Annotated in this window: 32 protein-coding genes; 19 read left to right on the plus strand and 13 right to left on the minus strand. The window is 67.0% G+C overall.

What is annotated here, in order from left to right; all coding sequences use genetic code 11:
* From hflC to RT97_RS21615, 5 genes are all read left to right on the plus strand, one after another.
* Window positions 1-900, plus strand: coding sequence for a protease modulator HflC (hflC, locus tag RT97_RS21595; protein ID WP_042580877.1), 900 nt, complete (start codon window positions 1-3; stop codon window positions 898-900).
* Window positions 901-915: 15 nt separating this feature from the next.
* Window positions 916-1,104 carry a DUF2065 domain-containing protein gene (locus tag RT97_RS21600; protein ID WP_013542105.1) on the plus strand — a complete coding sequence of 63 codons (189 nt, stop codon included), beginning with the start codon at window positions 916-918 and terminating at the stop codon, window positions 1,102-1,104.
* Between the two features lie 44 nt (window positions 1,105-1,148).
* Window positions 1,149-2,309 carry an ATP phosphoribosyltransferase regulatory subunit gene (locus tag RT97_RS21605; protein ID WP_042580878.1) on the plus strand — a complete coding sequence of 387 codons (1,161 nt, stop codon included), beginning with the start codon at window positions 1,149-1,151 and terminating at the stop codon, window positions 2,307-2,309.
* Window positions 2,310-2,331: 22 nt separating this feature from the next.
* On the plus strand, window positions 2,332-3,663 hold the full coding sequence (locus tag RT97_RS21610; protein ID WP_042580879.1) for an adenylosuccinate synthase: 1,332 nt from the start codon (window positions 2,332-2,334) through the stop codon (window positions 3,661-3,663).
* 122 nt (window positions 3,664-3,785) lie between these two features.
* Window positions 3,786-4,310 (plus strand): phosphoribosyltransferase, encoded by a 525-nt coding sequence (locus RT97_RS21615; RefSeq protein ID WP_042580880.1) that lies wholly within the window; start codon window positions 3,786-3,788, stop codon window positions 4,308-4,310.
* A gap of 11 nt (window positions 4,311-4,321) precedes the next feature.
* Here the strand turns inward: RT97_RS21615 and RT97_RS21620 are convergent, their stop codons facing one another.
* Entirely contained in the window at window positions 4,322-4,786 is a 465-nt protein-coding gene (locus tag RT97_RS21620; protein ID WP_042580881.1) for a VOC family protein, read from the minus strand.
* Window positions 4,787-4,849: 63 nt separating this feature from the next.
* A complete protein-coding gene (locus RT97_RS21625; RefSeq protein ID WP_042580882.1) occupies window positions 4,850-5,716 on the minus strand; it encodes a helix-turn-helix domain-containing protein in 867 nt (288 codons plus the stop codon).
* A gap of 89 nt (window positions 5,717-5,805) precedes the next feature.
* Here RT97_RS21625 and RT97_RS21630 point away from each other — a divergent pair, with 89 nt between their 5' ends.
* The 3 genes from RT97_RS21630 to RT97_RS21640 all read left to right on the plus strand — a co-directional run bounded on the left by RT97_RS21630 (window position 5,806) and on the right by RT97_RS21640 (window position 8,224).
* Window positions 5,806-6,999 (plus strand): PLP-dependent transferase, encoded by a 1,194-nt coding sequence (locus RT97_RS21630; protein ID WP_042580883.1) that lies wholly within the window; start codon window positions 5,806-5,808, stop codon window positions 6,997-6,999.
* 16 nt (window positions 7,000-7,015) lie between these two features.
* Window positions 7,016-7,951 carry a hypothetical protein gene (locus RT97_RS21635; protein WP_155403858.1) on the plus strand — a complete coding sequence of 312 codons (936 nt, stop codon included), beginning with the start codon at window positions 7,016-7,018 and terminating at the stop codon, window positions 7,949-7,951.
* 69 nt (window positions 7,952-8,020) lie between these two features.
* The gene (locus RT97_RS21640; RefSeq protein ID WP_042580885.1) at window positions 8,021-8,224 is read left to right on the plus strand and encodes a hypothetical protein; all 204 of its coding nucleotides are present in this window, start codon (window positions 8,021-8,023) and stop codon (window positions 8,222-8,224) included.
* Between the two features lie 77 nt (window positions 8,225-8,301).
* Here RT97_RS21640 and RT97_RS21645 read toward each other — a convergent pair whose 3' ends face one another.
* The gene (locus RT97_RS21645; protein ID WP_080898379.1) at window positions 8,302-8,901 is read right to left on the minus strand and encodes an arylesterase; all 600 of its coding nucleotides are present in this window, start codon (window positions 8,899-8,901) and stop codon (window positions 8,302-8,304) included.
* 81 nt (window positions 8,902-8,982) lie between these two features.
* On the opposite strand from RT97_RS21645, the gene RT97_RS21650 reads away from it, so the two are divergent.
* From RT97_RS21650 to rlmB, 4 genes are all read left to right on the plus strand, one after another.
* Window positions 8,983-9,705 carry an ABC transporter ATP-binding protein gene (locus RT97_RS21650; RefSeq protein ID WP_042580887.1) on the plus strand — a complete coding sequence of 241 codons (723 nt, stop codon included), beginning with the start codon at window positions 8,983-8,985 and terminating at the stop codon, window positions 9,703-9,705.
* A 45-nt stretch (window positions 9,706-9,750) separates the two neighbouring features.
* Window positions 9,751-10,254 (plus strand): ribosomal protein L7/L12, encoded by a 504-nt coding sequence (locus RT97_RS21655; RefSeq protein WP_042580888.1) that lies wholly within the window; start codon window positions 9,751-9,753, stop codon window positions 10,252-10,254.
* Window positions 10,255-10,258: 4 nt separating this feature from the next.
* A complete protein-coding gene (locus RT97_RS21660; RefSeq protein ID WP_042580889.1) occupies window positions 10,259-11,239 on the plus strand; it encodes a hypothetical protein in 981 nt (326 codons plus the stop codon).
* 74 nt (window positions 11,240-11,313) lie between these two features.
* Complete coding sequence (rlmB, locus tag RT97_RS21665; protein ID WP_042580890.1) at window positions 11,314-12,060, plus strand: 23S rRNA (guanosine(2251)-2'-O)-methyltransferase RlmB; 747 nt, start codon at window positions 11,314-11,316, stop codon at window positions 12,058-12,060.
* A 7-nt stretch (window positions 12,061-12,067) separates the two neighbouring features.
* Here the strand turns inward: rlmB and RT97_RS21670 are convergent, their stop codons facing one another.
* The 3 genes from RT97_RS21670 to RT97_RS21680 form a co-directional block, all read right to left on the minus strand.
* Window positions 12,068-13,168, minus strand: coding sequence for an NAD(P)/FAD-dependent oxidoreductase (locus RT97_RS21670; protein WP_253278284.1), 1,101 nt, complete (start codon window positions 13,166-13,168; stop codon window positions 12,068-12,070).
* A gap of 214 nt (window positions 13,169-13,382) precedes the next feature.
* Window positions 13,383-13,553 carry a hypothetical protein gene (locus RT97_RS33495; protein ID WP_042580931.1) on the minus strand — a complete coding sequence of 57 codons (171 nt, stop codon included), beginning with the start codon at window positions 13,551-13,553 and terminating at the stop codon, window positions 13,383-13,385.
* A gap of 102 nt (window positions 13,554-13,655) precedes the next feature.
* Window positions 13,656-14,246: a helix-turn-helix domain-containing protein gene (locus RT97_RS21680; RefSeq protein ID WP_042580891.1), complete on the minus strand. Its 591-nt coding sequence runs from the start codon at window positions 14,244-14,246 to the stop codon at window positions 13,656-13,658.
* A 42-nt stretch (window positions 14,247-14,288) separates the two neighbouring features.
* Between RT97_RS21680 and RT97_RS21685 the strand changes: the two genes are divergently transcribed.
* A complete protein-coding gene (locus tag RT97_RS21685) occupies window positions 14,289-14,810 on the plus strand; it encodes a GNAT family N-acetyltransferase (RefSeq protein ID WP_042580892.1) in 522 nt (173 codons plus the stop codon).
* A gap of 3 nt (window positions 14,811-14,813) precedes the next feature.
* Here the strand turns inward: RT97_RS21685 and RT97_RS21690 are convergent, their stop codons facing one another.
* Genes RT97_RS21690 through RT97_RS21705 form a run of 4 tightly spaced genes read right to left on the minus strand, consistent with a single transcriptional unit; the run spans window position 14,814 to window position 17,576 of the window.
* A complete protein-coding gene (locus RT97_RS21690) occupies window positions 14,814-15,296 on the minus strand; it encodes a DUF3237 domain-containing protein (RefSeq protein WP_042580893.1) in 483 nt (160 codons plus the stop codon).
* Window positions 15,297-15,309: 13 nt separating this feature from the next.
* Window positions 15,310-16,278, minus strand: coding sequence for an aldo/keto reductase (locus tag RT97_RS21695; protein ID WP_042580894.1), 969 nt, complete (start codon window positions 16,276-16,278; stop codon window positions 15,310-15,312).
* Between the two features lie 37 nt (window positions 16,279-16,315).
* On the minus strand, window positions 16,316-16,915 hold the full coding sequence (locus tag RT97_RS21700; protein WP_042580895.1) for a chromate transporter: 600 nt from the start codon (window positions 16,913-16,915) through the stop codon (window positions 16,316-16,318).
* 58 nt (window positions 16,916-16,973) lie between these two features.
* A complete protein-coding gene (locus RT97_RS21705; RefSeq protein ID WP_042580896.1) occupies window positions 16,974-17,576 on the minus strand; it encodes a chromate transporter in 603 nt (200 codons plus the stop codon).
* A gap of 81 nt (window positions 17,577-17,657) precedes the next feature.
* Between RT97_RS21705 and RT97_RS21710 the strand changes: the two genes are divergently transcribed.
* On the plus strand, window positions 17,658-18,587 hold the full coding sequence (locus tag RT97_RS21710; protein WP_172672236.1) for a YihY/virulence factor BrkB family protein: 930 nt from the start codon (window positions 17,658-17,660) through the stop codon (window positions 18,585-18,587).
* Window positions 18,588-18,596: 9 nt separating this feature from the next.
* Here RT97_RS21710 and RT97_RS21715 read toward each other — a convergent pair whose 3' ends face one another.
* Entirely contained in the window at window positions 18,597-19,148 is a 552-nt protein-coding gene (locus RT97_RS21715; protein WP_042580897.1) for a DUF924 family protein, read from the minus strand.
* A gap of 116 nt (window positions 19,149-19,264) precedes the next feature.
* Between RT97_RS21715 and RT97_RS21720 the strand changes: the two genes are divergently transcribed.
* From RT97_RS21720 to RT97_RS21735, 4 genes are all read left to right on the plus strand, one after another.
* Complete coding sequence (locus tag RT97_RS21720; protein ID WP_042580898.1) at window positions 19,265-19,714, plus strand: CHRD domain-containing protein; 450 nt, start codon at window positions 19,265-19,267, stop codon at window positions 19,712-19,714.
* 74 nt (window positions 19,715-19,788) lie between these two features.
* Window positions 19,789-21,006 carry a patatin-like phospholipase family protein gene (locus RT97_RS21725; RefSeq protein WP_042580899.1) on the plus strand — a complete coding sequence of 406 codons (1,218 nt, stop codon included), beginning with the start codon at window positions 19,789-19,791 and terminating at the stop codon, window positions 21,004-21,006.
* A gap of 71 nt (window positions 21,007-21,077) precedes the next feature.
* The gene (locus tag RT97_RS21730; RefSeq protein WP_042580933.1) at window positions 21,078-21,827 is read left to right on the plus strand and encodes an acetoacetate decarboxylase; all 750 of its coding nucleotides are present in this window, start codon (window positions 21,078-21,080) and stop codon (window positions 21,825-21,827) included.
* A gap of 58 nt (window positions 21,828-21,885) precedes the next feature.
* Window positions 21,886-22,668 (plus strand): 3-hydroxybutyrate dehydrogenase, encoded by a 783-nt coding sequence (locus tag RT97_RS21735; RefSeq protein WP_042580900.1) that lies wholly within the window; start codon window positions 21,886-21,888, stop codon window positions 22,666-22,668.
* Window positions 22,669-22,814: 146 nt separating this feature from the next.
* On the opposite strand, the gene RT97_RS21740 is transcribed toward RT97_RS21735, so the two are convergent.
* The gene (locus RT97_RS21740; RefSeq protein WP_437184104.1) at window positions 22,815-23,756 is read right to left on the minus strand and encodes a bifunctional helix-turn-helix transcriptional regulator/GNAT family N-acetyltransferase; all 942 of its coding nucleotides are present in this window, start codon (window positions 23,754-23,756) and stop codon (window positions 22,815-22,817) included.
* 155 nt (window positions 23,757-23,911) lie between these two features.
* Here RT97_RS21740 and RT97_RS21745 point away from each other — a divergent pair, with 155 nt between their 5' ends.
* On the plus strand, window positions 23,912-26,305 hold the full coding sequence (locus tag RT97_RS21745; RefSeq protein WP_042580902.1) for a YgiQ family radical SAM protein: 2,394 nt from the start codon (window positions 23,912-23,914) through the stop codon (window positions 26,303-26,305).
* Between the two features lie 21 nt (window positions 26,306-26,326).
* On the opposite strand, the gene RT97_RS21750 is transcribed toward RT97_RS21745, so the two are convergent.
* Window positions 26,327-26,707, minus strand: coding sequence for a tautomerase family protein (locus tag RT97_RS21750; protein WP_042580903.1), 381 nt, complete (start codon window positions 26,705-26,707; stop codon window positions 26,327-26,329).
* Window positions 26,708-26,738 lie beyond the last annotated feature (31 nt).

Raw genomic sequence — 26,738 nt, forward strand, 5'->3', positions numbered from 1 at the left:
ATGAACAGAATCGGATTCATCGCCTCGTCGATCCTCGTCTTGCTCGTGCTGTTGAGCTCGACACTTTTCGTGGTCGACCAGCGCCAGTTCGGCGTTGTCTATGCCCTTGGCCAGATCAAGAGCGTCATCACCGAGCCCGGCCTCAACTTCAAGCTGCCGCCGCCGTTCCAGAACGTGTCGTACATCGACAAGCGCCTCCTGACACTGTCAAGCATCGACACCGAACCCATGCTCACGGCTGAAAAGCAGCGCGTGGTGATCGACTGGTATGTGCGCTGGCGCATCAGCGACCCGCAGGCCTATATCCGCAACGTCGGCCTCGATGAGAACGCGGGTGCCATGCAGCTGAACCGCGTGGTGCGCAACGCGTTCCAGGAAAACATCAACAAGCGCACCGTTCGCGATCTGATCTCGTTGCGTCGCGAGGCCTTGATGGCCGACGTGCAGCGCGAGGTGCTTGCCGTGGTGAAGGGCGCCAAGCCCTGGGGCGTCGATGTGGTCGACGTGCGGATCACCCGCGTGGACTACGTGGAAGCGATCACCGAATCTGTCTACCGCCGCATGGAAGCCGAGCGCAAGCGCGTGGCCAACGAACTGCGTTCGACCGGTACGGCCGAAGGCGAAAAGATCCGCGCCGACGCCGACCGCCAGCGCGAAGTGATCGTGGCGAATGCCTACCGCGACGCGCAGAAAATCAAGGGCGAGGGCGATGCGCAGGCCGCCTCCGCGTACAGCGAGGCCTTCGGCCGCGATCCGCAGTTCGCCCAGTTCTATCGCAGCCTCGAGGCCTACAAACAGAGCTTCAACAAGAAGAGCGACGTGATGGTCGTGGATCCGTCGTCCGACTTCTTCCGCGCCATGCAGGGCTCCGGCTCGGCAGGCAACGCGCCGCGCCGCTGATCCGCTCCGGGCTTCGTGAGCGCCGAGACCTTCTGGAGCGCGCTGGCGCTCGTCCTGGTGATCGAGGGCATCCTGCCCTTCGTGTCGCCGGGAGGGTGGCGCCGCGGCTTCGGGCAGCTGATGCAACTGCGCGACGGGCAGCTCCGTTTCTTCGGTCTTTGCAGCATCTTGCTGGGCTTGGTACTCCTTTGGGTTTTGGCGTAGCGCGGTCCCGGTAGAATCCCGGTTTAACCACGCCCCCGATCCCCATGTCCGCCTGGGTCCTCCCGGATCACATTGCCGATGTGCTGCCTTCCGAGGCGCGCCACATCGAAGAACTTCGACGCCAGCTGCTCGATACCGCCCGTGGCTATGGCTACGAGCTGGTGATGCCGCCGCTGCTCGAGCACCTCGAGTCGCTGCTTTCGGGCACCGGCGAGGCGCTCGACCTCCAAACCTTCAAGCTTGTGGACCAGCTCTCCGGCCGCAGCATGGGCCTTCGCGCCGACACCACCCCCCAGGTGGCGCGCATCGATGCCCACCTGCTGAACCGCGACGGCGTGGCGCGCCTTTGCTATTGCGGACCGGTGCTCCACACCCGGCCCGACCGCCCGCATGCGACGCGCGAGCCGCTGCAGTTCGGCGCCGAGATCTACGGCCACGCCGGTCTCGAAGCCGACACTGAAACGCTCCTGCTGGCACTCGACTGCCTCGATGCTGCGGGCCTTCGCGAGGGCGTGATCGTCGACCTGGCCGATGCCCGCATCGTGCGCGCGCTGTTCGCCGGCGTGCCGGTCGATGCCGCCGCGCTCGCCCGCGTGCATGCTGCGCTGGCCGCCAAGGATTCAAGCGAGCTCCACGCGCTCACAAAGGATTTCCCGGCCGCCTCGCGCGACGGGCTGCGTGCGCTGGTCCAGCTGTATGGCGACGCGTCGGTGCTCGACGAAGCCGCCAAGGCGTTGAAGGGCACGCCGGCCGTGGCCGCCGCGCTGGCAGACCTCAAGCAGCTCGCTGCTGGCCTCAGCGGCACGGCAGGGCCCCAGATCAGCTTCGACCTGGCCGACCTGCGCGGCTACGCCTACTACAGCGGCATGCGCTTCGGCATCTACGTGCCGGGCGCCGCCGATTCGCTGGTGCGCGGCGGCCGTTACGACGAGGTGGGCGCCGTGTTCGGCCGCAACCGCCCGGCCGTCGGCTTCAGCCTGGACGTGCGCGAACTGGTCGGCGTGCTGCCCGCGCGCCCGCTGCGCGCCGCCATCCGCGCGCCCTGGAGCGATGCGGCGGGCCTGCGCCAGGCGATCGCCCAATTGCGCAAGGCCGGTGAAACGGTTGTCTGTGTGCTGCCGGGACACGGCAGCGAAATCGATGAATTCCATTGCGACCGCGAGCTTGTCGAGCAGGCGGGCCAATGGAATGTCCGAGCGATCTGAATTTTTAAGCAATGGAACGAGCATGAGCGTAACCACCGGAAGAAATGTGGTCGTCGTCGGCACCCAGTGGGGCGATGAAGGCAAGGGCAAGCTGGTCGACTGGCTGACGGAGAGCGCCCAGGGCGTGGTCCGCTTCCAGGGCGGCCACAACGCGGGCCACACGCTGGTCATCAACGGCGTGAAGACCGCCTTGCACCTGATCCCGAGCGGCATCATGCGGCCCGGCGTCAAGTGCTACATCGGCAACGGCGTGGTGCTGTCGGCCGCCAAGCTCTTCGAGGAAATCGAAGGCCTGGAGAAAGCCGGCGTCGAAGTGCGCTCGCGCCTGCGCATCAGCGAAGCCTGCCCGCTGATCCTGCCGTTCCACGCCGCGCTGGACATCGCGCGCGAGGCCTACCGCGAGAAGGGCGGTGTCGAGAAGATCGGCACCACCGGCCGTGGCATCGGCCCGGCATACGAAGACAAGATCGCCCGCCGCGCGCTTCGCGTGCAGGACCTGAAGCACCCCGAGCGCTTCGCCACCAAGCTGCGCGTGCTGCTCGACCTGCACAACCACGTGCTCACGCAGGTGCTGGGCGCGCCGGCCGTCGATTTCGACACCGTGTTCGACGAAGCCATGCGCCATGCCGTGCTGCTCAAGCCGATGATGGCCGACGTGTCGCGCGAGCTGAACGACGCCCACAAGGCCGGCGCGAACCTGTTGTTCGAAGGCGCGCAGGGCACGCTGCTCGACGTCGACCACGGCACCTATCCGTACGTCACCTCCAGCAACTGCGTGGCCGGCAACGCGGCCGCCGGTTCGGGCGTGGGCCCGGGCATGCTGCACTACATCCTGGGCATCACGAAGGCCTACTGCACGCGCGTCGGCGGCGGTCCGTTCCCCACTGAACTCGACTGGGCAACGCCCGGCACCCCGGGCTATCACATGAGCACCGTGGGCGCCGAAAAGGGCGTGACCACCGGCCGCAGCCGCCGTTGCGGCTGGTTCGACGCCGCTCTGCTCAAGCGCTCGGCGCAGGTCAATGGCCTCTCGGGCCTGTGCATCACCAAGCTCGACGTGCTGGACGGCCTCGAGAAGCTCGAGCTGTGCACCGGCTACGAGCTCGATGGCGAAACCACCGACATCCTGCCGATGGGCGCCGACGAAATCGAACGCTGCACACCCATCTACGAAACCCTCGAAGGCTGGACCGAGAGCACCGTGGGCGTCACGCAGTACGACAAACTGCCGGTCAATGCGCGCCTGTACCTGCAGCGCATCGAGCAGATCACCGGTGTGCCGATCCACATGGTGTCCACGAGCCCGGATCGCGACCACACCATCATGATGCGTCACCCCTACCTGGCGGATTGAGTTCTCCCCAGGCTTGCCCACTTCGTGTGGCCGCCTACCCCCTTCCGGGGCAACACCAGCGGGCCGGCGAGCCGGTTCCGCGGTGTTCCACGAACGAGAAAAAGACTGAAGGAATCCAGACCATGTTGACCGAAGACGGCAAACATCTCTACGTCAGCTACGACGAGTATCACAACCTGATCGAGAAGCTCGCGATCAAGGTGCACCAGTCGGGCTGGGAGTTCGACACCATCCTGTGCCTCGCGCGCGGCGGCATGCGGCCGGGCGATGTGCTCTCGCGCATCTTCGACAAGCCGCTGGCGATCATGTCGACCAGCTCGTACCGCGCCGACGCCGGCACTGTGCAGGGCCACCTGGACATCGCCCGCTTCATCACCACGCCCAAGGGCGAGATCGCCGGCAGGGTGCTGCTGGTGGACGACCTGGCCGACTCGGGCCATACGCTGCATGCCGTGATGGACATGCTGCGCAACAACTACAAGCCCATCACCGAGCTGCGCAGCGCGGTGATCTGGACCAAGGCGTTGTCGACCTTCACGCCTGACTATTCGGTCGAGTACCTGGCGACCAACCCCTGGATCCACCAGCCCTTCGAGGGCTACGACTCGCTCGGCGCAGAGAAGCTGCTCGAGAAGTGGTCGGTCTGATCAAGTCCTGATCAGCCCTGGCACGACCCGTCGCCGGAAGTGAGCATCGCGGTATAGCGCCGCTGCATCTCTTCCGGCGTCAGTTTTTCGATGCTGTGGCCCACGTTCCAGCGGTGGCCGAAGGGATCGCGAAAAACCCCCGAGCGCTCGCCGTAGAACTGATCCTGCGGCGCCATGTCGAGCGTCGCGCCGGCCGCCACGGCCCGCGCCACCACCGCATCCGCATCGTCCACGTGCAGGTGCAGCGTCACTGCGCTGCCGCCCAGCGTCTTGGCGCTGCGGATGTTGTATTCGGCGAACTCGTCCGAGATCATCAGGATTGCGCCGTTGTGGAAATCCAGCTCCGCGTGGCCGATGCGCCCACTGGGCTCGGTGAGGCGGAAGATCTCCTTCACCTCGAAAACCTCGCAATAGAAGTCGATGGCCGCGCCGGCATCGTCGACACAGAGGTACGGAAACAGTTCGTGGATTGCCATGTTGGATTGCCTTTCGAGAGAGAGAAGCAGTTGTCGTGGCGCCGATTCTGGAGCGCCGCGCCGCTAACGTCTTGAACGAATTTGACCTGCTGCCGTATCCGCCGGCACATGCCGCGGCGAGGCGGGCCCCGTCCGCCGCCACGCCTGCGGCGACATGCCCGCCAGCGCGGAGAACTCGCGGCTCAGGTGGGCCTGATCGCTGTAGCCGGCGGTGAGCGCGATCTCGGCCCAGCTTTGCGCCGGGTCGCCGGCCAGCGTCAGCGCGCGGTCGAAACGCATCACGCGTGCGTACTCCTTGGGGCTGAGGCCGATGGCGCCGCGAAACAGCGCGATGAAGCGGCGGTGGCTGTAGCCGCTGCGTGTCACCAGCCCGGCGATCGACGGGTTCTCGTGCGCCAACGGTCCGAGCGTCGCAGCGATGGCCAGATGCAGGCCACGCAGGCCGGCGCTGAGCGCGTCGATGACACGCCGGGCGAGCAGGGCCTCGAAAACCGCCAGCTGGCGTTCAAGGCCGCCGGCCGCGTGGACCTGCTCGAGCGCAGCATCGGTCTGCCGCGCGCCCCACAGCGCATCGAGCGGCGTGTGCTGGCTGGCGAGTGCGTCTTCGGGCGCACCGAGCAGGGCACGCGCTGCGCCGGGCTGCAACTGCGCGCCGACGGAGCGCGTCGCCACCGAAACGTCGCGCATGTAGGAGGCGGCACGCGCACCGCCGACGATCGCGTAGCCGCAGGTCTGGCCGCGCATGTCGTCGGCGCCGCCGAACAGCTTCAGCGGCGGGCCCGACAGCCGGAACACCAGGTGCATGCCGCCGGTGGGCAGCACATGCTCGCGCGCGCCTGGCCGATCGATCGATGCGTCATCGGGCGACGAAGCCCACAGCAGTTTGATGAATGGCTGCAAGTGGGGAGGAGGGAGCCGCGTCAGTTGCATGCTGCGAGACCCGGCTGGAACAGGCTGTAGCCCATCGGCGCATTGTGCGATGGGACCGCGCCGCGTGCCAGTCGCGCTAGCATCGGCACATGAGCAAGCCTTCGACGACCCTGATCCATCACCCCTACACCCCGCCCGCCAAATTCGCCGCGCCGCAGCCCGGCGTGTTCAAGGCATCGACCGTCTTCTTCTCCGACGTGGCCGCCATGCGTGCGCGCGACTGGAAGACCAAGGCCGGCTACACCTACGGCCTGCACGGCACGCCGACCACGTTCACGCTCGAGGAGCGCCTGGCCACGCTCGAAGGCGGTACCGAATGCCTGCTCGTGCCCAGCGGCCTCGCGGCCATTTCGCTGGTCTCGTTCGCGTTTCTCAAGACCGGCGACGAGGTGCTGATTCCCGACAACGCCTACGGCCCCAACAAGGCGCTGGCCACGGGCGAACTGGCCAACTTCGGCATCACCCACCGCCTGTACGACGCGATGAATCCGGCCGACCTGGAGGCCAAGATCTCGCATCGCACGCGGCTGGTGTGGCTCGAGGCGGCCGGCTCGGTGACGATGGAATTCCCGAACCTGCCCGCGCTCGTGGACGTGTGCCGCGCACGGGGCGTCGTGACGGCGCTGGACAACACCTGGGGCGCCGGCCTCGCCTTCGCGCCTTTCGACTTCAACGGCACGGGGCAGGGCGTCGACATCTCGGTTCACGCGCTCACCAAGTACCCGAGCGGCGGTGGCGACGTGCTGATGGGCAGCGTGGTCACCAACGACGAACGGTTGCACCGCGCGCTCAAGCTCGCGCACATGCGCATCGGCTTCGGCATCGGCGTGGGCGACGTCGAGACGCTGCTGCGCTCGCTGCCGAGCATCGGCCTGCGCTATGCCGCGCACGACCGCGCGGCGCGCGAACTGGCCGGCTGGCTCAACGGCTGCGAGGAGATTGCGCAGGTGCTGCATCCCGCGCTCGAAGACTCGCCGGGCCATGCCAACTGGCGCGCGTTGTGCGGCGCCACCGACCTGGCCGCCGGCCTGTTCTCGGTCGTGTTCGACGAGCGCTACAGCTCCGAGCAGGTCGATCGTTTTTGCGACAGCCTGAAGCTCTTCCGTCTGGGCTACTCGTGGGGCGGGCCCATCAGCCTGGTGGTGCCGTACGACATCGGCCTGATGCGCGACGCGAACGTGGCGCGCTGGCCGTACAAGGGCACGCTGGTGCGCTTCTCGGTCGGTCTGGAAGACGTCGACGACCTGCGTGCCGACCTGCAGCAGGCGTTGGTGCGGATGTAGGAGCCGACGCGCTCACGTGGGACGAAAAAATCGCAAGGGCCGGCACGCCGCGCCGCCCGCTGCGCCGCAGTCCGTCGCACCGCGCGTGTTGACCGTGCCGGCGCATGTGCTGGAGGCGCTGGCGCAGGCTGGCCCGCTGGAAGGCGTGCCCGACCTGCGCGGCACGCGCCTCTTCATCGGCGGCTTCGTGGCGCTTCTCGCGTCGATCGCGGCGGGACTGGCCTCGGCCGCGGTGTTGCAGGAAGACTGGTCCAATGCACGCGGCAACGAAGCCGTTGTCGTTCTGCTGGCGCTCTTGCTTTTCTTGTTGCTGGGCGGCGGCATCTGGTACCTGCTGCGCCAGCTTCCGAGGGTTGGCGAGAGGATGTTCCGCATCGACGCGCAAGGCATGCGATGGGGCGAACCTGCATCGCCACGGGTCTTGGCGTGGCGCCATGCATGCCGCGCACCCACGGGCTTCTGCGACGTGAAAACCGAGTTCGCATCGAGCGATGCCATCGTCAAGCGGCTGGTCTTCCAGCAGGCCGCGCGAGGTGGTGAACCGGGTGAGGTGAGGCTGCCCCTGGCGCTGACCGTGGACACGGGCCGAGTCCTTCGCTTTCGCAACCGGGCTGCACTATTGCGCGCGCTGCTGCTGCATCTGGCTACCCAGCCCAGGCCCCGCCTGCGCTTCGACGCCGAGGTGTTCATCGATGCCGGCATCGATCCGCAAACCTGGGAGCCCATGCCCGGGCCGAGGCGCTGGATGTGGCTTTCAACGCTCGCCGCGCTGGTGCCGGTGCTGGCCGTGATCGTTCTCTGGCCGGTGGGCGAACACATCGGCTGGATGGTGGCCGCGACGGTCCTGGCCATGGTGGCCGGCGCGGGTGCGATGGGCTGGTTCATGCATCGGCGCTACCCCGGTTTGCAAGGTTTGTTCGAGTTCGAAACGCAGCCCGGCGCTGCGCCTTGAGACCGCACCGTTATCGCTTACAGTAGGCGACGCACAGTCACGGTGACTGTCTCGCCTCAAGGAGAAGCAGTGGCAACACCAAATTACGGCTACGAGAAGCGCCAGAAAGAGCTGGCCAAGAAGAAGAAGAAGGAAGACAAGCTCCGCGAGAAGCAGTACCGCAAGCTCAGCCCGAGCAGCGACGGGCTGGCTCCCGGAGATCCGGAGACCGACGTGGCATCGCTCGAACGCGATCCCCCCACGGTGCCCGAGTTGCCCACCAAGAACGGTTGATCCGCTCCTGGCGTCCCCATCGAAAAGCCGCCGCAGGCCTGCGCCTGCGGCGGCTTTTTTCTTGCGCGCCGGCGGCCTTATTTCGGAAGCAGCTTGCGCAGTTCGGGCCAGACGTTGTCGAGCAACTGCGGTTGCGCCACGGCCGTCGGGTGGATGCGGTCGGCCTGGAACAGCGAGAGCGCATCGGGCGCGTCGGCGACGCCCTTGAGCAGGAATGGCACGAGCGCCGACTTGGTCGCGCTCGCCACCTTGGAGAACACTGCCTCGAAGCGCCGCGTGTAATCGCCGCCGTAGTTCGGCGGCACCTGGATGCCGACGATCAGCACCTTTGCGCCGGCGGCCTGCGCGGCCTTGGTGATCTGCAGCAGGTTGCTCTCGGTGTCCGAGAGCGGAAGGCCGCGCAGCGCGTCGTTGGCGCCGAGCTCGACCACGACATGGCTGGGCTTGTGCTGCGCGAGCAGGGCGGGAAAGCGCGCGCGTCCGCCGGAGCTGGTGTCGCCGCTGATGCTGGCGTTGACCACGGTGGCCGCGATCTTCTGCTGGGCAAGCCTTTTTTCCAGCAAGGGTACCCAGCCTTCGCCGCGCTTCAAGCCGTACTCTGCGCTCAGCGAATCGCCCAGCACCAGGATGACCGGCTTGCCGGCCGCGTTGGTGGCCTGGGCCTGCGCCGCGGCCATCCATGTTCCCGCGCTGCCCGCACCGCCTAGTGCGGCGGTAGTCAAGATAAAGTCACGTCGATTCAAAACCAAAGCCTTTCCATGTCCCAACCCCCGTCTGATGCCATTGTCGCCGTCGAGCATGTCTTCAAGTCCGTCACCGATTCGACCGGCACGCTGGACATTCTGCAGGACATCGATTTCACCCTCGGCGCGCGGGAAACCGCCGCCATCGTCGGCGCCTCGGGCTCCGGCAAGAGCACCTTGCTGTCGATCATCGCGGGGCTTGATACGCCCACGCGCGGCACGGTCAAGCTCGCGGGCGACGACATCTTCGCCATCGACGAGGACGAACGCGCCGCCCTGCGCGCACAGCGCGTGGGCTTCGTGTTCCAGAGCTTCCAGCTGCTGGGCAACCTGAGCGCCCTCGAGAACGTGATGCTGCCGCTGGAGCTGGCCAACCGCAAGGACGCACGCAAGGCCGCCACCGAGATGCTCGGCCGCGTGGGCCTCGGGCAGCGCCTGGGCCACTACCCCAAGGTGCTCTCGGGCGGCGAGCAGCAGCGCGTGGCGCTCGCGCGGGCCTTCGTGGTGCAGCCGGCCCTGCTGCTGGCTGACGAGCCCACCGGCAGCCTCGACTTCGCGACGGGCGAGCAGGTGATGAAGCTGATGTTCGACCTCAACCGCGAACTGGGCACCACGCTGGTGCTTGTCACCCACGACCGCGGCATCGCATCCCGCTGCGAGCGCCGCATCACCATCGAGGCGGGGCGCGTGTCGCTCAACGAAAAAACGCCGGTCTCGACGGTCGAGCAGGCCGCCTGAGCACCGAAGACGCGCCCAAGAGCGCAACAACCAGAGGAGACGTTCATGGACAAGCTTCCACCCGAAGCCGTCGCGGCACTGCAGCGCGGCAACCTGATCGAGGCCATCAAGATCGTGCGCGACCAGACCGGCATGGATCTCAAGTCGTCCAAGGAGGCCGTCGAGCGCTACGCCAATGGCGAAGGCGGGGGCGCGGACTGGCAGGAGGGCGACTGGGGCCGCGGCGAGCCCGAGGGTGCGGGCATGCAGGGCAACGGGCCTGCGGCGGTGCCGCCGGCGGCGCTCGCGGCGCTCGCAAAGGGCAACAAGGTCGAGGCCATCCGCCTCACGCGCGAGGCCACAGGCCTTGGCCTGGCCGAGGCCAAGCGGCTGGTCGAGAACCACCAGAACCCGGCAGCCGGCGATTTTGGGCACGTGTCATCGAGCATTCCGACGAATCCGATGGCCGAGCCGGGCAGGGTCCCGCAAGGTGGTTTCAAGTGGCTGCCCGTCGTCCTCGTCCTGCTGGTCGCGGCGCTGGCCTGGCTGTATTTCGTCAAAGGCGCCTGACGCGATGATCGTTCCCCAGTTCTGGGCCGAGGGTCGCATCCAGGAGCGCACGGCGGGCAAGCAGATCACGGTACGGCGCTACGGCTGGTCCGACGACAGCCCGCTGGCCGCGCAGGCCCACGCCGACCAGCGCACGCGCGACGCCTTCGACCGCATCGTGAGCGGCGAACAACTCGAGCGCCGCGAGCGCAAGCTGGCCTACAACGGCGCCGACGGCGTGCCGATCCGCGAGGAAATCGTCGAGCGGCAGGGCGAGAGCGTCGTCACCCGCAACGGCTACGGTGCGCGCTGCCTGAACACGCCCGACGTGCTGTTCGTCGACATCGATTTCGATGAGCCCCTGCGCGGCAGCGTGTTCGGCTTTGCGCTGGTGCCGGCGCTCATCGCGGGCATCGTCGGTGGCTGGACAGCCAAGACCTGGTTGGGCGGGCTGATCGCTGCCATCGTGGTCTTCGTCGTCGCTTACCGCATCGGGCTGGCGAAGAAGCGCGGTGAGGCCAGCACCAGCCCCGCGCCCGAGAAGCGGGCGATCGAGCGCATCGGGCGCTTCGTGCACCAGCATCCGGACTGGCACCTGCGGGTCTACTGCACGCCCGCGGGCTTTCGCCTGCTGGCGATGCACGATGTCTTCAGCCCGACCGACATGACGGTGGCCGATTGCTTCCAGGCGCTGGGCGTGGACAAGGTCTATGCGCGCATGTGCCGCAACCAGAACTGCTTTCGCGCCCGCCTGAGCGCCAAGCCCTGGCGCATCGGCATCGGCGAACACATGCGGCCGCAGCCGGGCGTGTGGCCCGTCTCGCCCGAGAGGCTCCCCGCGCGCGACGCCTGGATCGCGCAGTACGAAAAGGCCGCCGAAGGCCACGCCGCCTGCCAGTACCTGGAGAGCGTCGGCAACACCGAGCGGGTGCATCCGAACGCGCAGGCGGTGCGGGAACTGCACGACGGGCGCACGCGCGCGCTCAGCGGCCTCCCTATCGCCTGAAGGGGAGACACCGCGGAACCGGCTCTGTCGGGCCACACGAAGTGGGCAAGCCTGGGGGTAGGGATAATCGGGGGATGTCTTCCCCCAAAGTGATCTTCGGCTTCCATGCCGTGGGCGTGCGAATCAAGACCGCGCCGAAATCGGTGCTCGAGGTTCTGTTCGATGCCAGCCGGCGCGATGCGCGCATGAAACAGTTCATCGCGCGTGCGCAAGAAGCCGGCGTGCGGCTGGTCGAGGCCGACAGCCTGCGCATTGCCAAGCTCAGCGGCAGCCACGGCCACCAGGGCGTGGCGGCGCGGGTCGAACCCACGGCGCAAATCCATTCGCTTGACGAACTGCTCGAAGGCCTGGAGGAGGCCGGCACCGTGCCGCTTCTGCTGGTGCTCGACGGCGTGACCGATCCGCACAACCTGGGCGCGTGCCTGCGCGTGGCCGATGGTGCCGGCGCCCATGCGGTGATCGCCCCCAAGGACCATGCGGCCGGCATCAACGCCACCGTGGCCAAGGTGGCGAGCGGCGCGGCCGAGACGGTGCCGTATTTCATGGTGACCAATCTCGCGCGCACGCTCAACGAGCTCAAGGAGCGCAACATCTGGTGCGTGGGTACGAGCGACGATGCGCCGGGCACGATCTACCAGAGCGACCTCAAGCGCCCGCTGGCGCTGGTGCTGGGCGCCGAGGGCGAAGGCATGCGCCAGCTGACCCGCAAGACCTGTGACGAGCTCGTGAGCATCCCGATGGCCGGCGCGGTCGAGAGCCTGAACGTCTCGGTGGCCAGCGGCGTGTGCCTCTACGAGGCGATGCGCCAGCGCAGCGCCTGATCTCCCGCTAGTCCTGCTTGGGCAGCGGCCCGCCCTTGCGGTGGAAGTACACGAGCTCGGCCATGCGCCGCATCTGCGGCGTGCCGAGCAGGTGGTTGAACATCCAGTCGCTCTGGAAGTGGTCGAAGGCCCAGCGCAGCGAACGCTTGAGCACGAAGCGCGGGTAGCTGCGCACGAACCACGTCGCCGGGTCGTCCACCTCGCCGCGCACGAAGCGCGCCACCGCCTCGCCCGCACGCTCGCCGTGCTGCAGCGCGGTGTGGATGCCGCCGGCCGTCACGGGCGACACCATGCCCGCCGCATCGCCCACCAGGAGCGCCCGTTCGCGCGCCACGACCGGAAGCACGCCGCCGCAGGGAATCATTCCGGCGCGCACGGCCACCGGGGGCGCATCGCCCGGCGACACCACCGATTCGATCTTCTTCAGGAAAGGCGCGAGCCGCAGCGCATTCGCATCGTTCTGCCCCGTGCGGCGCGCGAGACCGATCTGGCTCACGCCCACGCCGTCCAGCGCCCAGCCGATGTAGCCCGGGGCGAGCTTGCGGTCGATGAAGCAGTGCAGGAGGTCGGGCGCCATGCGGGCGCCCTGGTATTCGTGCTCGACGCCGTAGAGAAAGCGCGTGTTGCGCGAGAGGCCCAACACCTTGGCGACGCGTGAATGCGGGCCGTCGGCGCCCACGAGGTAGGTGGCGGTGATGCAGGGGCCGTGCGTCACCGGGACTTCCCACCGGTCGTTCATCCACAGCGCCTGCTCGAACAGCGTGCCCAGGCGCACATCGACGCCAGAGGCGCGGGCCGAATCCACCATCCAGTCGAGCAGCGCGGGCGCATCGGTGGCCCAGAACCAGTAGCCGGGGGCATGCAGGTCGACGTGCCGCATGTTCGGGGCGTAGAGCCGCACGCCTTCGATGCGCCGAACCAGCGCGGGTGGCACCTCGGCCAGCCAGGGGACGCTGTCCACCGCGTCTTTCACGATGATGCCGGTGGTGTGGAGCTTGGCGCCGGCGCTGGCTTTTTTCTCCAGCACCATCACGCTCAAGCCGGCCAGGGCCGCGGCACGAGCACAGGCGAGGCCCGCGAAGCTCGCACCGACGACGAGCAGGTCCACCCTGATGTTTGCCAGGCCACCGCTCGGGGTGGTCGGCGCGGGGCAACGCGCCGTGGACGAAGTGGAGAGAGGGGAAAAGAGGCAGGAAGTAGAGGAGTGCATGGCAGCCGACTGAAGCAACGCGCACCACGGTGTGTGGTGCGCGTGCGAAGTTAGCTACGCCATGTGCGGGCGGCGTGAAGCCTGTGTGAACTCGACCCGCAGGGTCAGCGCATCAGGAGGGATCCTTGCTGCGTGTGCGGCCCACCGCGCTGAAGATGCCGATGCCCAGGAGGATCAGCGCGCCGATGCCGATGTAGAGCGTGGGAACGCCCGCCACTGAGGCACCCCAGGCGATGCCGCCCAGGAAAATCAGGAAACCGACCATGTAAAGCGCAAAAGACATCATGTCCTCCGGTAGCTGAGATGCCTTGCAGTATCCCCACGTGCCGTCCGCCCCCAACCGGCGCTGACCGCCTCTGCGTGTGGGAGCGTGCCTACCGATGGGTTAGTCCGGGCACGCGACCAGGAGGTACCGGCAGGCCGTGCGCCCCAGCGCCTTGAAGACCAGCGGCCGGTCCACGCCGAAGTCGAGGCAATCCCCGGGCGCCAGTTCGAATCGCTCGTCGCCGTAGTCGACCTGCAGCGCGCCCTGCAGCATCCAGAGGCATTGGCGATAGGGCTTGCCGCTCCACCGTGGATAGCCGACCTGTGCCGACCGAGGCAGTTCGACCTCCACCAGTTCCACGCCGCTGCCCGCGCGGCGCTCGGCGACCTGGCGGCGCAGATAGCCGGCGTCGGGGTCGCGCCAGACTTCCTGCGCGGCCTTTGTGCGAAGCCGCTGGGGGCTTTCCTTTTCCTCGGTGAGCAATTGGGCCAGCGACACGCCAAGGCCCGCGGCCAGCCGGCCCAGCAGGACGGCGGTGGGGCTGCTCTGCGCACGCTCCACCTTCGAAATCATCGCCTTGCTCACGCCCGACAACTCCGCCAGTTCGGCCAGGCTCAGCCCCTTGGCCTGCCGCAGCGCCAGCAGCCGGGTAGCGATAAGGGCATCGATGTGGCCGGAGGCGTCGCCGGGAGGGGGTGATTCGTTTCTCATATGAGATTATTATTCTCTTATATTGAACGACGGAGAAGCGCCATGCGCCTCATTGCCTGCACCGAGGAAGCCCACGCCGGCGCCATCCTCGCCATCCTCAACGACGCCATCGTCACCTCCACCGCGCTCTACGACTACAAGCCGCGCACGCTCGAGAACATGGTTGGGTGGTTCGCCACCAAGCGCGCCAACGGCTTCCCGGTGATCGGCGCGGAAGACGAGAACGGCAAGCTCATGGGCTTTGCGAGCTATGGCACCTTTCGGGCCTTTCCCGCCTACAAGTACACGGTCGAGCACTCGGTGTACGTCGAGGCCGGCCATCGCGGCGCGGGGCTCGGGCGCACGCTCATGGAGGCGATCATCGACGAGGCGATCGCGCGCGACGTGCATGTGATGGTCGGCGCCATCGATGCCGCGAACGCGGGCAGCATCGGCCTGCACGAGCGGCTCGGTTTCGAGCACGCGGGCACGGTGAGGCAGGCCGGCTTCAAGTTCGGCCGTTGGCTCGACGTGGCGTTCTACCAGCGGATTCTTGCGACGCCGCTGAACCCCGTCGACGGCTAAAAGCTAGGCAAGCAAGAAGAAGCGCATCACGACTTCGGCCGGGTGCCTGACGCCGGCACCGACGAACATCCGTTCGTTGATCCATTGCAGCGTGGGCGAGGCCGTCTCGAAGCGCGGATTGCAGCGGAAGTAGACCTGTGCCGGATCGACCGGCTCGCCGCGCATCAGCTTGGCCATCACGTCCGGCGCGGCCGAGCGCACCGCATGGTTCTGCACGTAGATGAGGTCGCCCGCATCGGTCTCGAGGCCGTAGCGCGCGTCGAGTTCGGAGAGCGTGTCGCTCACGATCAACTGGAAGTCGCTGCCGCCGGGCAGCACGCGTGCGCGCCAGCCGTGGCCCGACGCCTCGCCGCCCGTGATGGGCACCACGCGCCGGAGGCCCCGCGCGCTCCGGCCCAGCACCTGCGGCACGCCCACCTCGACGCGCAGGTCGGCGAAGTGCTCGAGCGAGGGCGCGGCGATCGAATCGAAGAGGTTGCTGCTCATCGCCGGAAACGGTTCAGGCCGCTGCCGTCTCCGCGCTCGCGCGGTCGAGCATCTCGATGGTGCCCGCGTCGAGCTTCAGTTGCGTGGCGACCACCAACTCTTCGAGCTGCGCGATCGAGGTTGCGCTGGCGATCGGCGCGGTCACGCCCGGTCGTGCGATCTGCCAGGCAATGGCGACCTGGCCCGGCTTGGCGTTGTACTGCTGCGCCACCTTGTCGAGCGCATCGAGGATGCGCAGGCCCCGCTCGTTGAGGTACTTCTTCGTCGTGTTGGCGCCGCGCGCGCTCTTCGATGCATCGGCCTCGGTGCGGTACTTGCCCGTGAGGAAGCCGGCCGCGAGCGCGTAGAAGTTGATCACGCCCACTTCGCGCTTGACGCAGAGCGGCTCCAGTTCGTCCTCGAACACCGCGCGGTCGTACAGGTTGTAGAGCGGCTGCAGGCTCTCGTAGCGCGCGATGCCCAGGCGTTCCGACACGTCCAGCGCCTCGGCCAGCCGGGGCGCCGTGTAGTTGGAGGCGCCGATGGCGCGCACCTTGCCTTCCTTGATGAGCGCATCGAAGGCGCCGAGCGATTCCTCCAGCGGCGTGTTGGCGTCGTCGTCGTGCGACTGGTAGAGGTCGATGTAGTCCGTCTGCAGGCGCTTGAGCGAGGCCTCGACCGCTTCCCGGATGTACTTGGGCGCGAGGCCCACCTTGCCTTCGCCCATCGGCTTGCCGACCTTGGTGGCCAGCACCACGCGGTTGCGCTTGCCGCTCTGCTTGAGCCACTTGCCGATGATGGTTTCCGACTCGCCGCCGGTGTGGCCCGGCACCCAGGCCGAGTAGACGTCGGCGGTGTCCACGAAGTTGAAGCCCGCGTCCAGCCAGGCGTCGAGCAGCTTGAACGAGGCGGCCTCGTCGACCGTCCAGCCGAACACGTTGCCTCCGAAGGCGAGCGGCGAAACCAGGAGGCCGGAGCGGCCGAGCGGGCGAAGTTGCGACATGACGAAGTTTCCTGAAGAAGAAAAGCGAAGGGAAGGATCAGACGAAGCCCACGGCGCCGAGCAATGCGCCCGCGCCCAGCAGCCAGAGCAGGTGAAGGCGCGTGCGCCAGACGATAAGCGCGGCCACGCCGGTCAGGAGCCACAGATGCCAGGCAGGCGCGTCGCCGGCATGGTTACCCGCGGCCAGCACCCAGCCGGTGGCGATCAGGAGGCCCACCACGACCGGCGCCATGCCTTGCTTGAAGGCGCGCACTTCGCGGCGGGTGCGGTTGCGGTGGCCCCAGCGGGTGGCGAAGTAGGTGAGGGTGGTGCTGGGCACCATGATGCCGACCATGGTCACCATCAGGCCGAAGAATCCGAGCAGCCATGCCATCGGCCCGGCGCCGATGCCGCCGCCCGCGTTGAGCCCGACGTTCCAGCCCATGAGCGCGACGAACAGCACGTTGGGCCCCGGAGCCGCCTGGGCGATGGCGACCGACGAGCTGAACTGCGCATCGGTGAGCCAGCCGTGCTGGGTGACCAGGTAGCGATGCATGTCGGGCACCGTGGTGATGGCGCCGCTGATCGACAGCAGCGAAAGGAGCAGGTACTGGCCGAAGAGGGCGAGCCAGTCGTGCCACTGCATCGCGATGGTCATTCGAAAACCTCCGCCTTCGGCTGCGGTGCGAGCTTGCTTGGGGCGGCCCGGCGCGCGCTCATGGCGCGATCCTCTTCCAGGTCCAGACGCAGGCCACGCCGCCGACCACCAGCAGCACCCAGCCGAGCGGCACCTTGAACACCGCGATCGCCGCGAACACCAGCGCCATGAACGCAAGGCAGACCGGAAAGCCCAGCGGGTGCTTGCGCAGTTGCGGAATCAGCTTGATGCCCGTGGCCGCGATCAGCCCGCCCGAGACCGCCCCCATGCCGCGCAGCGCCGCCGCCACCTGCGGGTTGCCCGCGTAGTGCGCATAGAGCACGGCCAGCGCGAGGATGACGACAAGGGGGATGGTCAGCATGCCCGCCACCGCGGCAAGGGCGCCGCGCAGGCCGAAGTAGCGGTCGCCGATCATGAGGCCCAGGTTGATCACGTTGGGCCCGGGCATCACCTGGGCCACGGCCCAGTCTTCAAGGAACTGCTCGGGGGTGAGCCACTTCTTCTTCTCGACCATCTCTCGCTGGACGATGGCCAGGACACCGCCGAAGCCCTGCAGCGCGAGCCAGGTGAATGAAACAAAAAGGTCGCCTGGCGACCGGGGCTGGGGCTGGAGCTGCGAGAGCGCTTCTGGCGCTGCCGCGTCGGAGAGGGGCGGGTGCATGTGGATGCGATTATCGTAGGCAGGCCTGCAAGATGCCGGGCACCGGGCTGACAAGCCCGACCGAAGCAACAGGGACACTCCATGCTCATGCAAATCCGCGCGCTCTTCGATCTCTGCAAACGGGCCTTCGCCTCGTGGTCGAACGACTACGCACCCAGCATGGGGGCGGCGCTCGCGTACTACACGGTGTTTTCCATCGCGCCGCTGCTCCTGATCGTGATCGCGGTGGCGGGCCTGGTCTTCGGGCAGGAGGCCGCGCGCGGCGAGATCTTCGCGCAGCTCTCGGGCCTCATGGGCGCGCAGGGTGCGGCCGCGGTGCAGGGCATGCTGCAGGCGGTGAACAAGCCGGCCGAAGGCATCGTGGCCACGGTGATCGGCATCGGGCTCCTGGTGGTCGGCGCGACCACGGTCTTCGGCGAACTGCAGGATGCGCTCGACCGCATCTGGCGTGCGCCGGCCCGCGCCAAGAGCTCGGGCATATTCAACCTGCTGCGGGTGCGGCTGCTGTCGTTCAGCATGATCATGGGCATCGGCTTCCTGCTCATGGTGTCGCTGGTGGCGAGCGCCGCGCTGGCGGCGCTGGGCAAGTGGTGGTCGCCGATGTTCGGCGCGTGGGAGAGCCTGGCTCAGGTGGTGAACTTCGTCTTCAGCTTCGCGATGGTGACGGTGATCTTCGCGATGATCTACAAGATCATGCCGCGCGCAAGGGTTCAGTGGCGCGACGTGTGGGTGGGCGCGGCCGTGACGGCGCTGCTGTTCACCGTGGGCAAGCACCTGATCGGCCTCTACATCGGCAAGAGCAGCGTGGCGTCGGGTTACGGCGCCGCGGGCTCGCTGGTGGTGGTGCTGGTGTGGGTGTACTACTCGGCGCAGATCTTCCTCCTGGGCGCCGAGTTCACCTGGGTCTACGCGCGCACCTACGGCTCGATGAAGGACAAGGAAAAGGCGGGCCTGCCCGATGCGAACCCGTCGCCAACGCGCGACGTGCCCCTGGCGCAAAACGACGCCTGAGGGCCAGGGTCAACCCGCGAAGCCGCCTTCGTCGAGAAACTTCTGTTCTTCCGCGGTGCTGCTGCGACCGAGCATCCGGTTGCGGTGCGGAAAGCGGCCGAAGCGCGCGACGATGTCCCGGTGCAGCACGGCAAAGCGCTGTGTGTTGGCGTCGAGCGCCGCATTGAGTTCGACCGAGCGCTCCTGCTCGGCAAGCACTTCGGAGTGCATGAAGGGCAGGTAGAAGAACGCGCGCAGCGCTGTTTCGAACTGCTGGTCGAAGCCTGCCTCGATCGCTTTCTTTGCCACGCGCAGCGCAAGGCCGTCGGTGGCGAGCATGTGCGGGTTGTTGCGCCAGGCGTTGCGCGGCAGCTGGTCGAGCAGCACGAGAAGGGCCAGCGTGCCTGCGGCGTCGTCGGTCCAGTGATCGAGTTCGCCGCGGGCGGCGGCCTGGTGTGCAGCCGAGAAGCGCGAGAGAAATTCAGCGTCGAATGCGTCGCTCTTGGCGAACCAGCGCGACGGGCCGGCGTCGCGCCAGAAGTCGACCACTACGCGGGCAGCAGGGAGGGCTTGGGAGGTCATCGTTGCATTCTCTTTCACTCTGTGGCGGGCCTGCAAAGTCGGGGTGGTGGCCGACACGGCGGGGGGCGCGCGCTGCCTATGCTGTGGAGGCTTTCATAACCCAGGAGATAAAGCTCATGACCAAATACGGCACCCTTTTGCGCGCAGCCCTCATCACCGGCGTGGCCAGTGCTGCCCTGGTCGGCTGCGGGATGATGTCCAAGTCGAACACCGCCAGCTTCAGCGGCGCGATGAACGCGGCCAGCGAAGTCCCGCCCAACATGACGCGCGGCAGCGGCATGGCCGAAGCCTGGCTCAATCGGGACACCAACGTCCTCAAGTACAAGATCACCTACACCGGCCTGAGCGGCCCTGCCACAGCGGCGCATTTCCACGGCCCTGCTGCGGCCGGCGCCAATGCAGGCGTGGTGCTGCCGTTCGCCAATGCGGCCAGCCCGATCGAAGGCCAGGCCACGCTCACGCCGGCCCAGGCCGCCGACCTCGTGGCGGGCAAGTGGTACGCGAATATCCACACCGCCGCCAACCCGGGCGGCGAGATCCGCGGGCAGATGCTGCCGAAGATGTGATCTTCCTCGGGAGAGGGCCGGGGGCTTAGGCCGCCGGTCAGGTTGCTGTCGCGGGGGTGGTGTCAAATGAATGCATGACGACGACCCCGAAGAACAAGACCCGTGCGGCATCTCCCTCCGACTCCCCCTCCCTCAATCCTTTCGCGGCACGCCGCGAGGACATGCGGCAGGCCCGCAAGGCCTTGGTGCTTCAAGGGGGAGGCGCGCTCGGTGCCTACCAGGCGGGCGTGTACGCCGCACTCAGCGAGACCGAGCTGCAGCCGCACTGGATCGCGGGTGTCTCGATCGGCGCCATCAATGCGGCGCTGATCGCAGGCAACGCGCCCGAGCACCGGGTCGATCGGCTGCGCGAGTTCTGGCACCTGGTGTCCTCCGGCCCTTCGCAGCGACTGCCTTCATGGCTCGGCGACCGGGCCACTCAGAACCAGTACAGCGCCACGATGGCTTCGCTGGTTGGCATTCCAGGATTTTTCGAGCCACGCTATTCGCCGGCCCTCCTGTTGGGCGGCGCGGCGCCGCTGTTGAGCTACTACGACACCTCGCCGCTCAAGGCCACGCTGGAGCGGCTCATCGATTTCGACCGCATCAACGCCTGCGAAGCGCGCTTCAGCGTGGGCGCGGTCAATGTGCGCACCGGCAACTCGGTGTACTTCGACAACACGCGCCAGCGCATCGGGCCCGAGCACATCATGGCCAGTGGCGCGCTGCCGCCGGGCTTTGCGCCGGTGCACATCGACGGCGACGACTATTGGGATGGCGGCATCGTCTCGAACACGCCGCTGCAGTACGTGCTCGATCTCCATCCGCGCAACGAACCGCTGGTGGTGCTGCAGGTGGACCTCTTCAATGCGCGTGGCGAGATGCCTCGCACCATGGCGGGCGTGATGGAGCGGCAGAAGGACATCACCTATTCGAGCCGCACCCGGATGAACACCGATGCGATGGCGGCCAACATGAACCTCCAGCAGGCCATTGCCGATCTGATCACCAAGCTGCCGGCGAGCTTGCGCAACGACCCGAGCGTGCTTGCGGTGCAGTCGCAGCTCACGCACGAGCCCATCGACATCTTTCACCTGATCTACCGCGACAAGCCCTATGAGCTCGAGTCGAAGGACTACGAGTTCTCGCGCGCCGCGGTCGAGGAGCATTGGGAATCGGGCGCGCGCGACATGCGGGTGACGCTCGCGCATCCGGAGACGCTGCGCGCCGATGCCACGGTGAACGGCGTGACCACCTTCGACCTGGGCGACCACGGCTCGGGCCGGGTCAAGCGGCCGGGCCTGTCGCGCTGAACGGGACGATTCAGCTTCGACTAAGAAACCAGCGCCAGACTGGATCGCTCGCTTCACAGGAGGAAATGTTCATGAACATTGAAGATGTACGGAGGCAGGCGTTCGCCATGCCGCTCACCAGCCCCGCCTTTCCGCCCGGACCGTACCGGTTCGTGCGCCGCGAATTTCTGATCGTGACCTATCGCACCGACCTGGACGCGCTGCGCGCCGTGGTGCCCGAGCCACTCGAAGTGGTCGAGCCGCTGGTGAAGTACGAATTCATCCGCATGCCCGACTCCACCGGCTTCGGCGACTACACCGAGTCGGGCCAGGTCATTCCGGTGCAACTGCGCACCGCCAAGGGCGTGGAGCAGGGCGCGTACGTGCATGCGATGTACCTGAACGACCATCCACCGATTGCCGGCGGCCGCGAGCTCTGGGGCTTTCCGAAGAAACTCGCCTCGCCGGTGCTCGACTACGAGACCGACGTGATCGTCGGCACGCTCGACTACGGCAAGGTGCGCGTGGCTAAGGCCACGATGGGCTTCAAGCACCGCGCGCTCGATCCCGCGCCGGTTCTGGCGGGCATCGCGCAGCCGAACTTCCTGCTCAAGATCATTCCGCACGTCGACGGCACGGCCCGCATCTGCGAGCTGGTGCGCTATCACATGATCGATGTCACGCTGCACGGCGCATGGACCGCGCCGGCCTCGCTCGAACTGCATCCGCATGCGCTCGCGCCGGTGGCCGACCTGCCGGTGCGCAAGGTCGAATCGGCGGTGCACTACATCGCCGACATGACGCTCGCGCTCGGCGCCGTCGAGCACGACTACCTCGCCTGACGGCCGCGCCCGATTTTTTGCTGTCTTCTTTTCATCCCAACCCCAAGGAACATTCACCATGCAACTCAAGGACAAGGTCGCCTACATCACCGGTTCGGCCAGCGGTATCGGCAAGGAAATCGCGATCCTCTTCGCTCGGGAGGGCGCCAAGATCATCATTGCCGACCTGAACAAGGACGCGGCAGATGCCACGGCAGCGGAGCTCAAGGCCACCGGCGCGCAAGCCATCGGCGTGGCGGTCGACGTGACCAACGAAGACCAGGTCAATGCCTCGGTCGAAGAGGGCGCCAAGGCGTTCGGCGGCATCGACATCCTCATCAGCAACGCCGGCATCCAGATCGTGCATCCGGTCGAGGAATTCAGCTTCGCCGACTGGAAGAAGATGCTGGCCATTCATCTGGACGGCGCGTTCCTCACCACCAAGGCGTGCCTCAAGCACATGTACGCGCAGGGCCGCGGCGGCAGCGTGATCTACATGGGCTCGGTGCACTCGAAGGAAGCGTCGCTGCTGAAGGCGCCCTACGTCACGGCCAAGCACGGTCTCATCGGCCTCGCGAAGACGGTTGCGAAGGAAGGCGCCAAGCATGGCGTTCGCGCCAACGTGATCTGTCCCGGTTTCGTGCGCACGCCGCTGGTCGAGAAGCAGATTCCCGAGCAGGCCAAGACGCTGGGCATCAGCGAGGAAGAAGTCGTCAAGAACGTGATGCTCAAGGAAACGGTGGATGGCGAATTCACCACCACGGAAGACGTGGCGCGCGTGGCGCTGCTGTTCGCGGGCTTCCCGACCAACGCGCTGACAGGCCAGTCGCTGGTGGTGAGCCACGGCTGGTTCATGCAGTAGGGATTTTTTCTTTCTCTTTCCCCTTCGAAGGAGGGGGCTCGCGGCCTGTCAATCTTCGGCGGCTTTTCACGCGCCGCCTGCCCCCATCCCAGCCTTCCCCCGGGAGGGGAAGGAGCAAGACAGAAGCCAGAAGCCAGGAAGCGGCGCTACAGCTTCAGCTCCCAAGTCTCGCCCACGAGCTGCTTGCCATAGCTTTCGTGCGGCTCCGACTTGGTGAGCTGGAAGCCGCGCTTGGCATAGATGCCGCGCGCGGCCGAGAGGCAGCTGTTGGTCCAGAGCACCATCTTCCTGTAGCCCTTGCGGCGTGCGAAGGCGATGCATTCGTCGACCAGCTTGCCGCCCAGGCCCAGCCCGCGCGCCGCTGGAGACAGGATCAGCAGACGCAGCTGCGCCACCCCAGCCGACTTGCGCACCACGAAGATGGAGCCCATGCGTTCGCCGTTCAGTTCGGCGATCCAGCAGCGCTCCCATTCGGGCTGGAACTTGAGCAGGAAATCCCCCGCGATCTGCGCCACCAGTGCCTCGAAGCTGCTGTCCCAGCCGTATTCGCGCGCATAGATCTCCCCGTGCTGCTGGACGACCCAGCCGATGTCGCCGGGCGCGGGGTCGCGCAGGACCGCGGCCTGTTGCCTGGCGGGCGCGGCTGCGGGGTCGAGCAGCGACTGCATCGTGCCCATGGCCTGCACCAGTTGGTTTTGCTGCGCCGGAGCGAGCGGCGAGAGCAGGGCGGCGGCCTCGTCGCGCGATTTCTGTTGCAGCGGCGCGAATGCGGCATGGCCGGCTTCGGTCAGGCGAAGCACGCTTTGCCGGGCATCCCGCGCATGAGGCTCGCGCGTGAGCCAGCCCGCGGATTCGAAGCGGCGCAGGATGCGGCTCATGTAGCCCGCATCGAGCCCGAGGTCACGGCCGATCTCGCTGGCGACCGCCGTTTCGCGGTGAGCCAGCTCGTACAGGACGCGCACGTCGGTCAGCGACATGTCGCTGCCGAGGTATGGATCGAGCGCGCCGATCTGGCGCGTATAGAAGCGGTTGAACTGCCGGATCGCCTTGACGGCGGCAGGGTCGACGGTGGGTGAGGACGTGGACATGGTTGCCATTGTCATTTGATTGATTGACTTTGGCAACCAATCAATGGCTGTGACACCGCCCGGTCACTGGATGTTTGTCGCGACAGGGATGCTGGAAAACCCTAAAATCGAGGGTTGCCCACCACAGCGCCGCCACGGCCCTGTCCACTCCCACGATGAACGCCCCCGTCGACGTCTCCTTTTTCGCGCGCGCCGCCAAGCCGCTGACCAGCTACCGCAAGTACTGGGCGGCCCGTTTCGGCACGGCCAAGTTCCTGCCGACTTCGCGCAAGGAGATGGACGCGCTCGGATGGGACAGCTGCGACATCATCGTGGTCACGGGCGACGCCTACGTCGACCACCCCAGCTTCGGCATGTCGGTGATCGGCCGCATGCTCGAGGGACAGGGCTTCCGCGTGGGCATCATTGCCCAGCCCGACTGGCAGAGTGCCGATCCCTTCAAGGTGCTGGGCAAGCCGAACCTGTTCTTCGGCGTGACCGCCGGCAACATGGATTCGATGATCAACCGGTACACCGCAGACCGGAAGATCCGAAGCGACGACGCCTACACCCCCGGCGACATCGGCGGCTCGCGCCCCGACCGCGCGGCCATCGTGTATTCGCAGCGCTGCAAGGAAGCCTGGAACGACGTGCCGATCATCCTGGGCGGCATCGAAGGCTCGCTGCGCCGCATCGCGCACTACGACTACTGGTCGGACAAGGTGCGCCGCTCCATCGTCGTCGATTCCAAGTGCGACCTGCTGCTGTACGGCAACGCCGAGCGCGCCATCGTCGAGATCGCGCACCGCCTGGCCGCCAAGGAGCCGGTGCAGCAGATCACCGACGTGCGCGGCACCGCCTATGTGCGGCGCGAAACGCCCGAGGGCTGGTTCGAGATCAACTCCACCAGCGTGGACGAGCCGGGCCGCGTCGAGGCGCACGTCAACCCGTACCTGATGGTGTCCGACCAGGCCAAGGCCAACGGCGCCACCTGCGCGAAGGAAGACGAGGCGAAGGACGTGGCCAAGGCGGCAGAAGAAGCGGGTTCGCCTGCTGTCAATCCGGCCATCAAGCCGCTGACCTTCATGCCCAACCCCGCGCTGCAAAGCCGCGGCAAGATCGCAGTTCCGCCGCGCGACCGCTCGGTGATCCGCCTGCCTTCGTACGAGCAGGTGCGCAGCGACCCGGTGCTCTACGCCCACGCCAACCGCGTGCTGCACCTGGAAACCAACCCCGGCAACGCTCGCGCGCTCGTTCAGGCGCACGGCGAGGGCACCACGGCGCGCGACGTGTGGATCAACCCGCCGCCCATCCCGCTCACCACGGCGGAAATGGATTACGTGTTCGACCTGCCGTATGCGCGCAGCCCGCACCCGCGCTATGCCGACGAAAACGGCAGCCACGATGGCACGACCAAGATCCCCGCGTGGGAAATGATCCGCTTCAGCGTGAACATCATGCGCGGCTGCTTCGGCGGCTGCACCTTCTGCTCGATCACCGAGCACGAGGGCCGCATCATCCAGAGCCGCTCCGAAGAATCGATCATCAAGGAGGTCGAGGCCATCCGCGATTCGGTCAGCGGCTTCACCGGCACCATCTCCGACCTGGGCGGCCCGACGGCCAACATGTACCGCCTCGGCTGCAAGAGCCCCGAGATCGAATCGGCGTGCCGCAAGCCCAGCTGCGTGTACCCCGGCATCTGCCCGAACCTGGGCACCAACCACGACCCGCTCATCAAGATCTACCGCCGCGCGCGTGCGCTGCGCGGCATCAAGAAGATCCTGATCGGCTCGGGCCTGCGCTACGACCTCGCCGTGCAGTCGCCCGAGTACGTCAAGGAGCTGGTGCAGCACCACGTGGGCGGTTATCTCAAGATCGCGCCCGAGCACACCGAGCAGGGCCCGCTCACCAAGATGATGAAGCCCGGCATCGGCAGCTACGACAAGTTCAAGCAGATGTTCGAGAAGTTCTCGGCCGAGGCGGGCAAGAAGCAGTACCTCATTCCGTACTTCATTGCCGCGCATCCGGGCACCAGCGACGAGGACATGATGAACCTCGCGATCTGGCTCAAGAAGAACGGTTTCCGCGCCGACCAGGTGCAAACGTTCTACCCGAGCCCGATGGCCACGGCCACGACGATGTACCACACCAACAAGAACCCGCTGCGCAAGATCACGCGCGAGAGCGAGACGGTGGACATCGTGCGCGGCGACAAGCGCCGCCGCCTGCACAAGGCGTTCCTGCGCTACCACGACGCCAACAACTGGCCCCTGCTGCGCGAAGCCTTGAAGAGCATGGGCCGCGCCGACCTGATCGGCAACGGCAAGCACCACCTCATCCCGACGTGGCAGCCGCTGACCGATGGCGGCTACACGAGCGCGCGGCGCAAGAACTCGACCTCCGCGCCGGCTGTCGCGTCCAAGGCCAAGGCCAAGGCCGCGGCGCCGGTCAGGCTCGCGCCTGTGGAGCCGTCGAAGGGCCGCATGCTCACGCAGCACACAGGCCTCCCACCGCGGGACAACGGCAGCGGCAAGCCGATCAACAAGCCTTCGTCGCGCAAGGTGCGTTGATCGACGGGTAGCGGGCGACCGCTACGCGTACTGCATCTCGCCGTTCCCGAAGGACCAGTTCTCCTTCACCACCTCCACGAGGTTGATGAATACGTCCTCGCGCCGGATGCCCAGCTTCTCGTGCAGGTCGTCGGCCACGCGCCGGTAGAAGGCCTTCTTCATCTCGATCGTGCGCCCCTGGTTCAGCGTGATCTGGATCAGCACGAAGCCCGGCGAATACGCCACGCCCAGGTAGCTCTGCGGATGGACCAGGTCCTTCGCCGCGTGCCGCGTGATGACCTGGAACTTGTCGTCCTTGGGCACGTTGATGGTTTCCGTCATGGCCTGGTAGACCAGGTCGCCGATGTCGGGGCCCATCGTTTCGGGCGAGGCATCGGACACTTCGATTCGAACGAGAGGCATGGGAGGTTTCTCCTGGATGAAGACCGTTTCA

It is taken from the genome of Variovorax paradoxus (assembly GCF_000834655.1).
GTDB lineage: Bacteria > Pseudomonadota > Gammaproteobacteria > Burkholderiales > Burkholderiaceae_C > Variovorax > Variovorax paradoxus_F.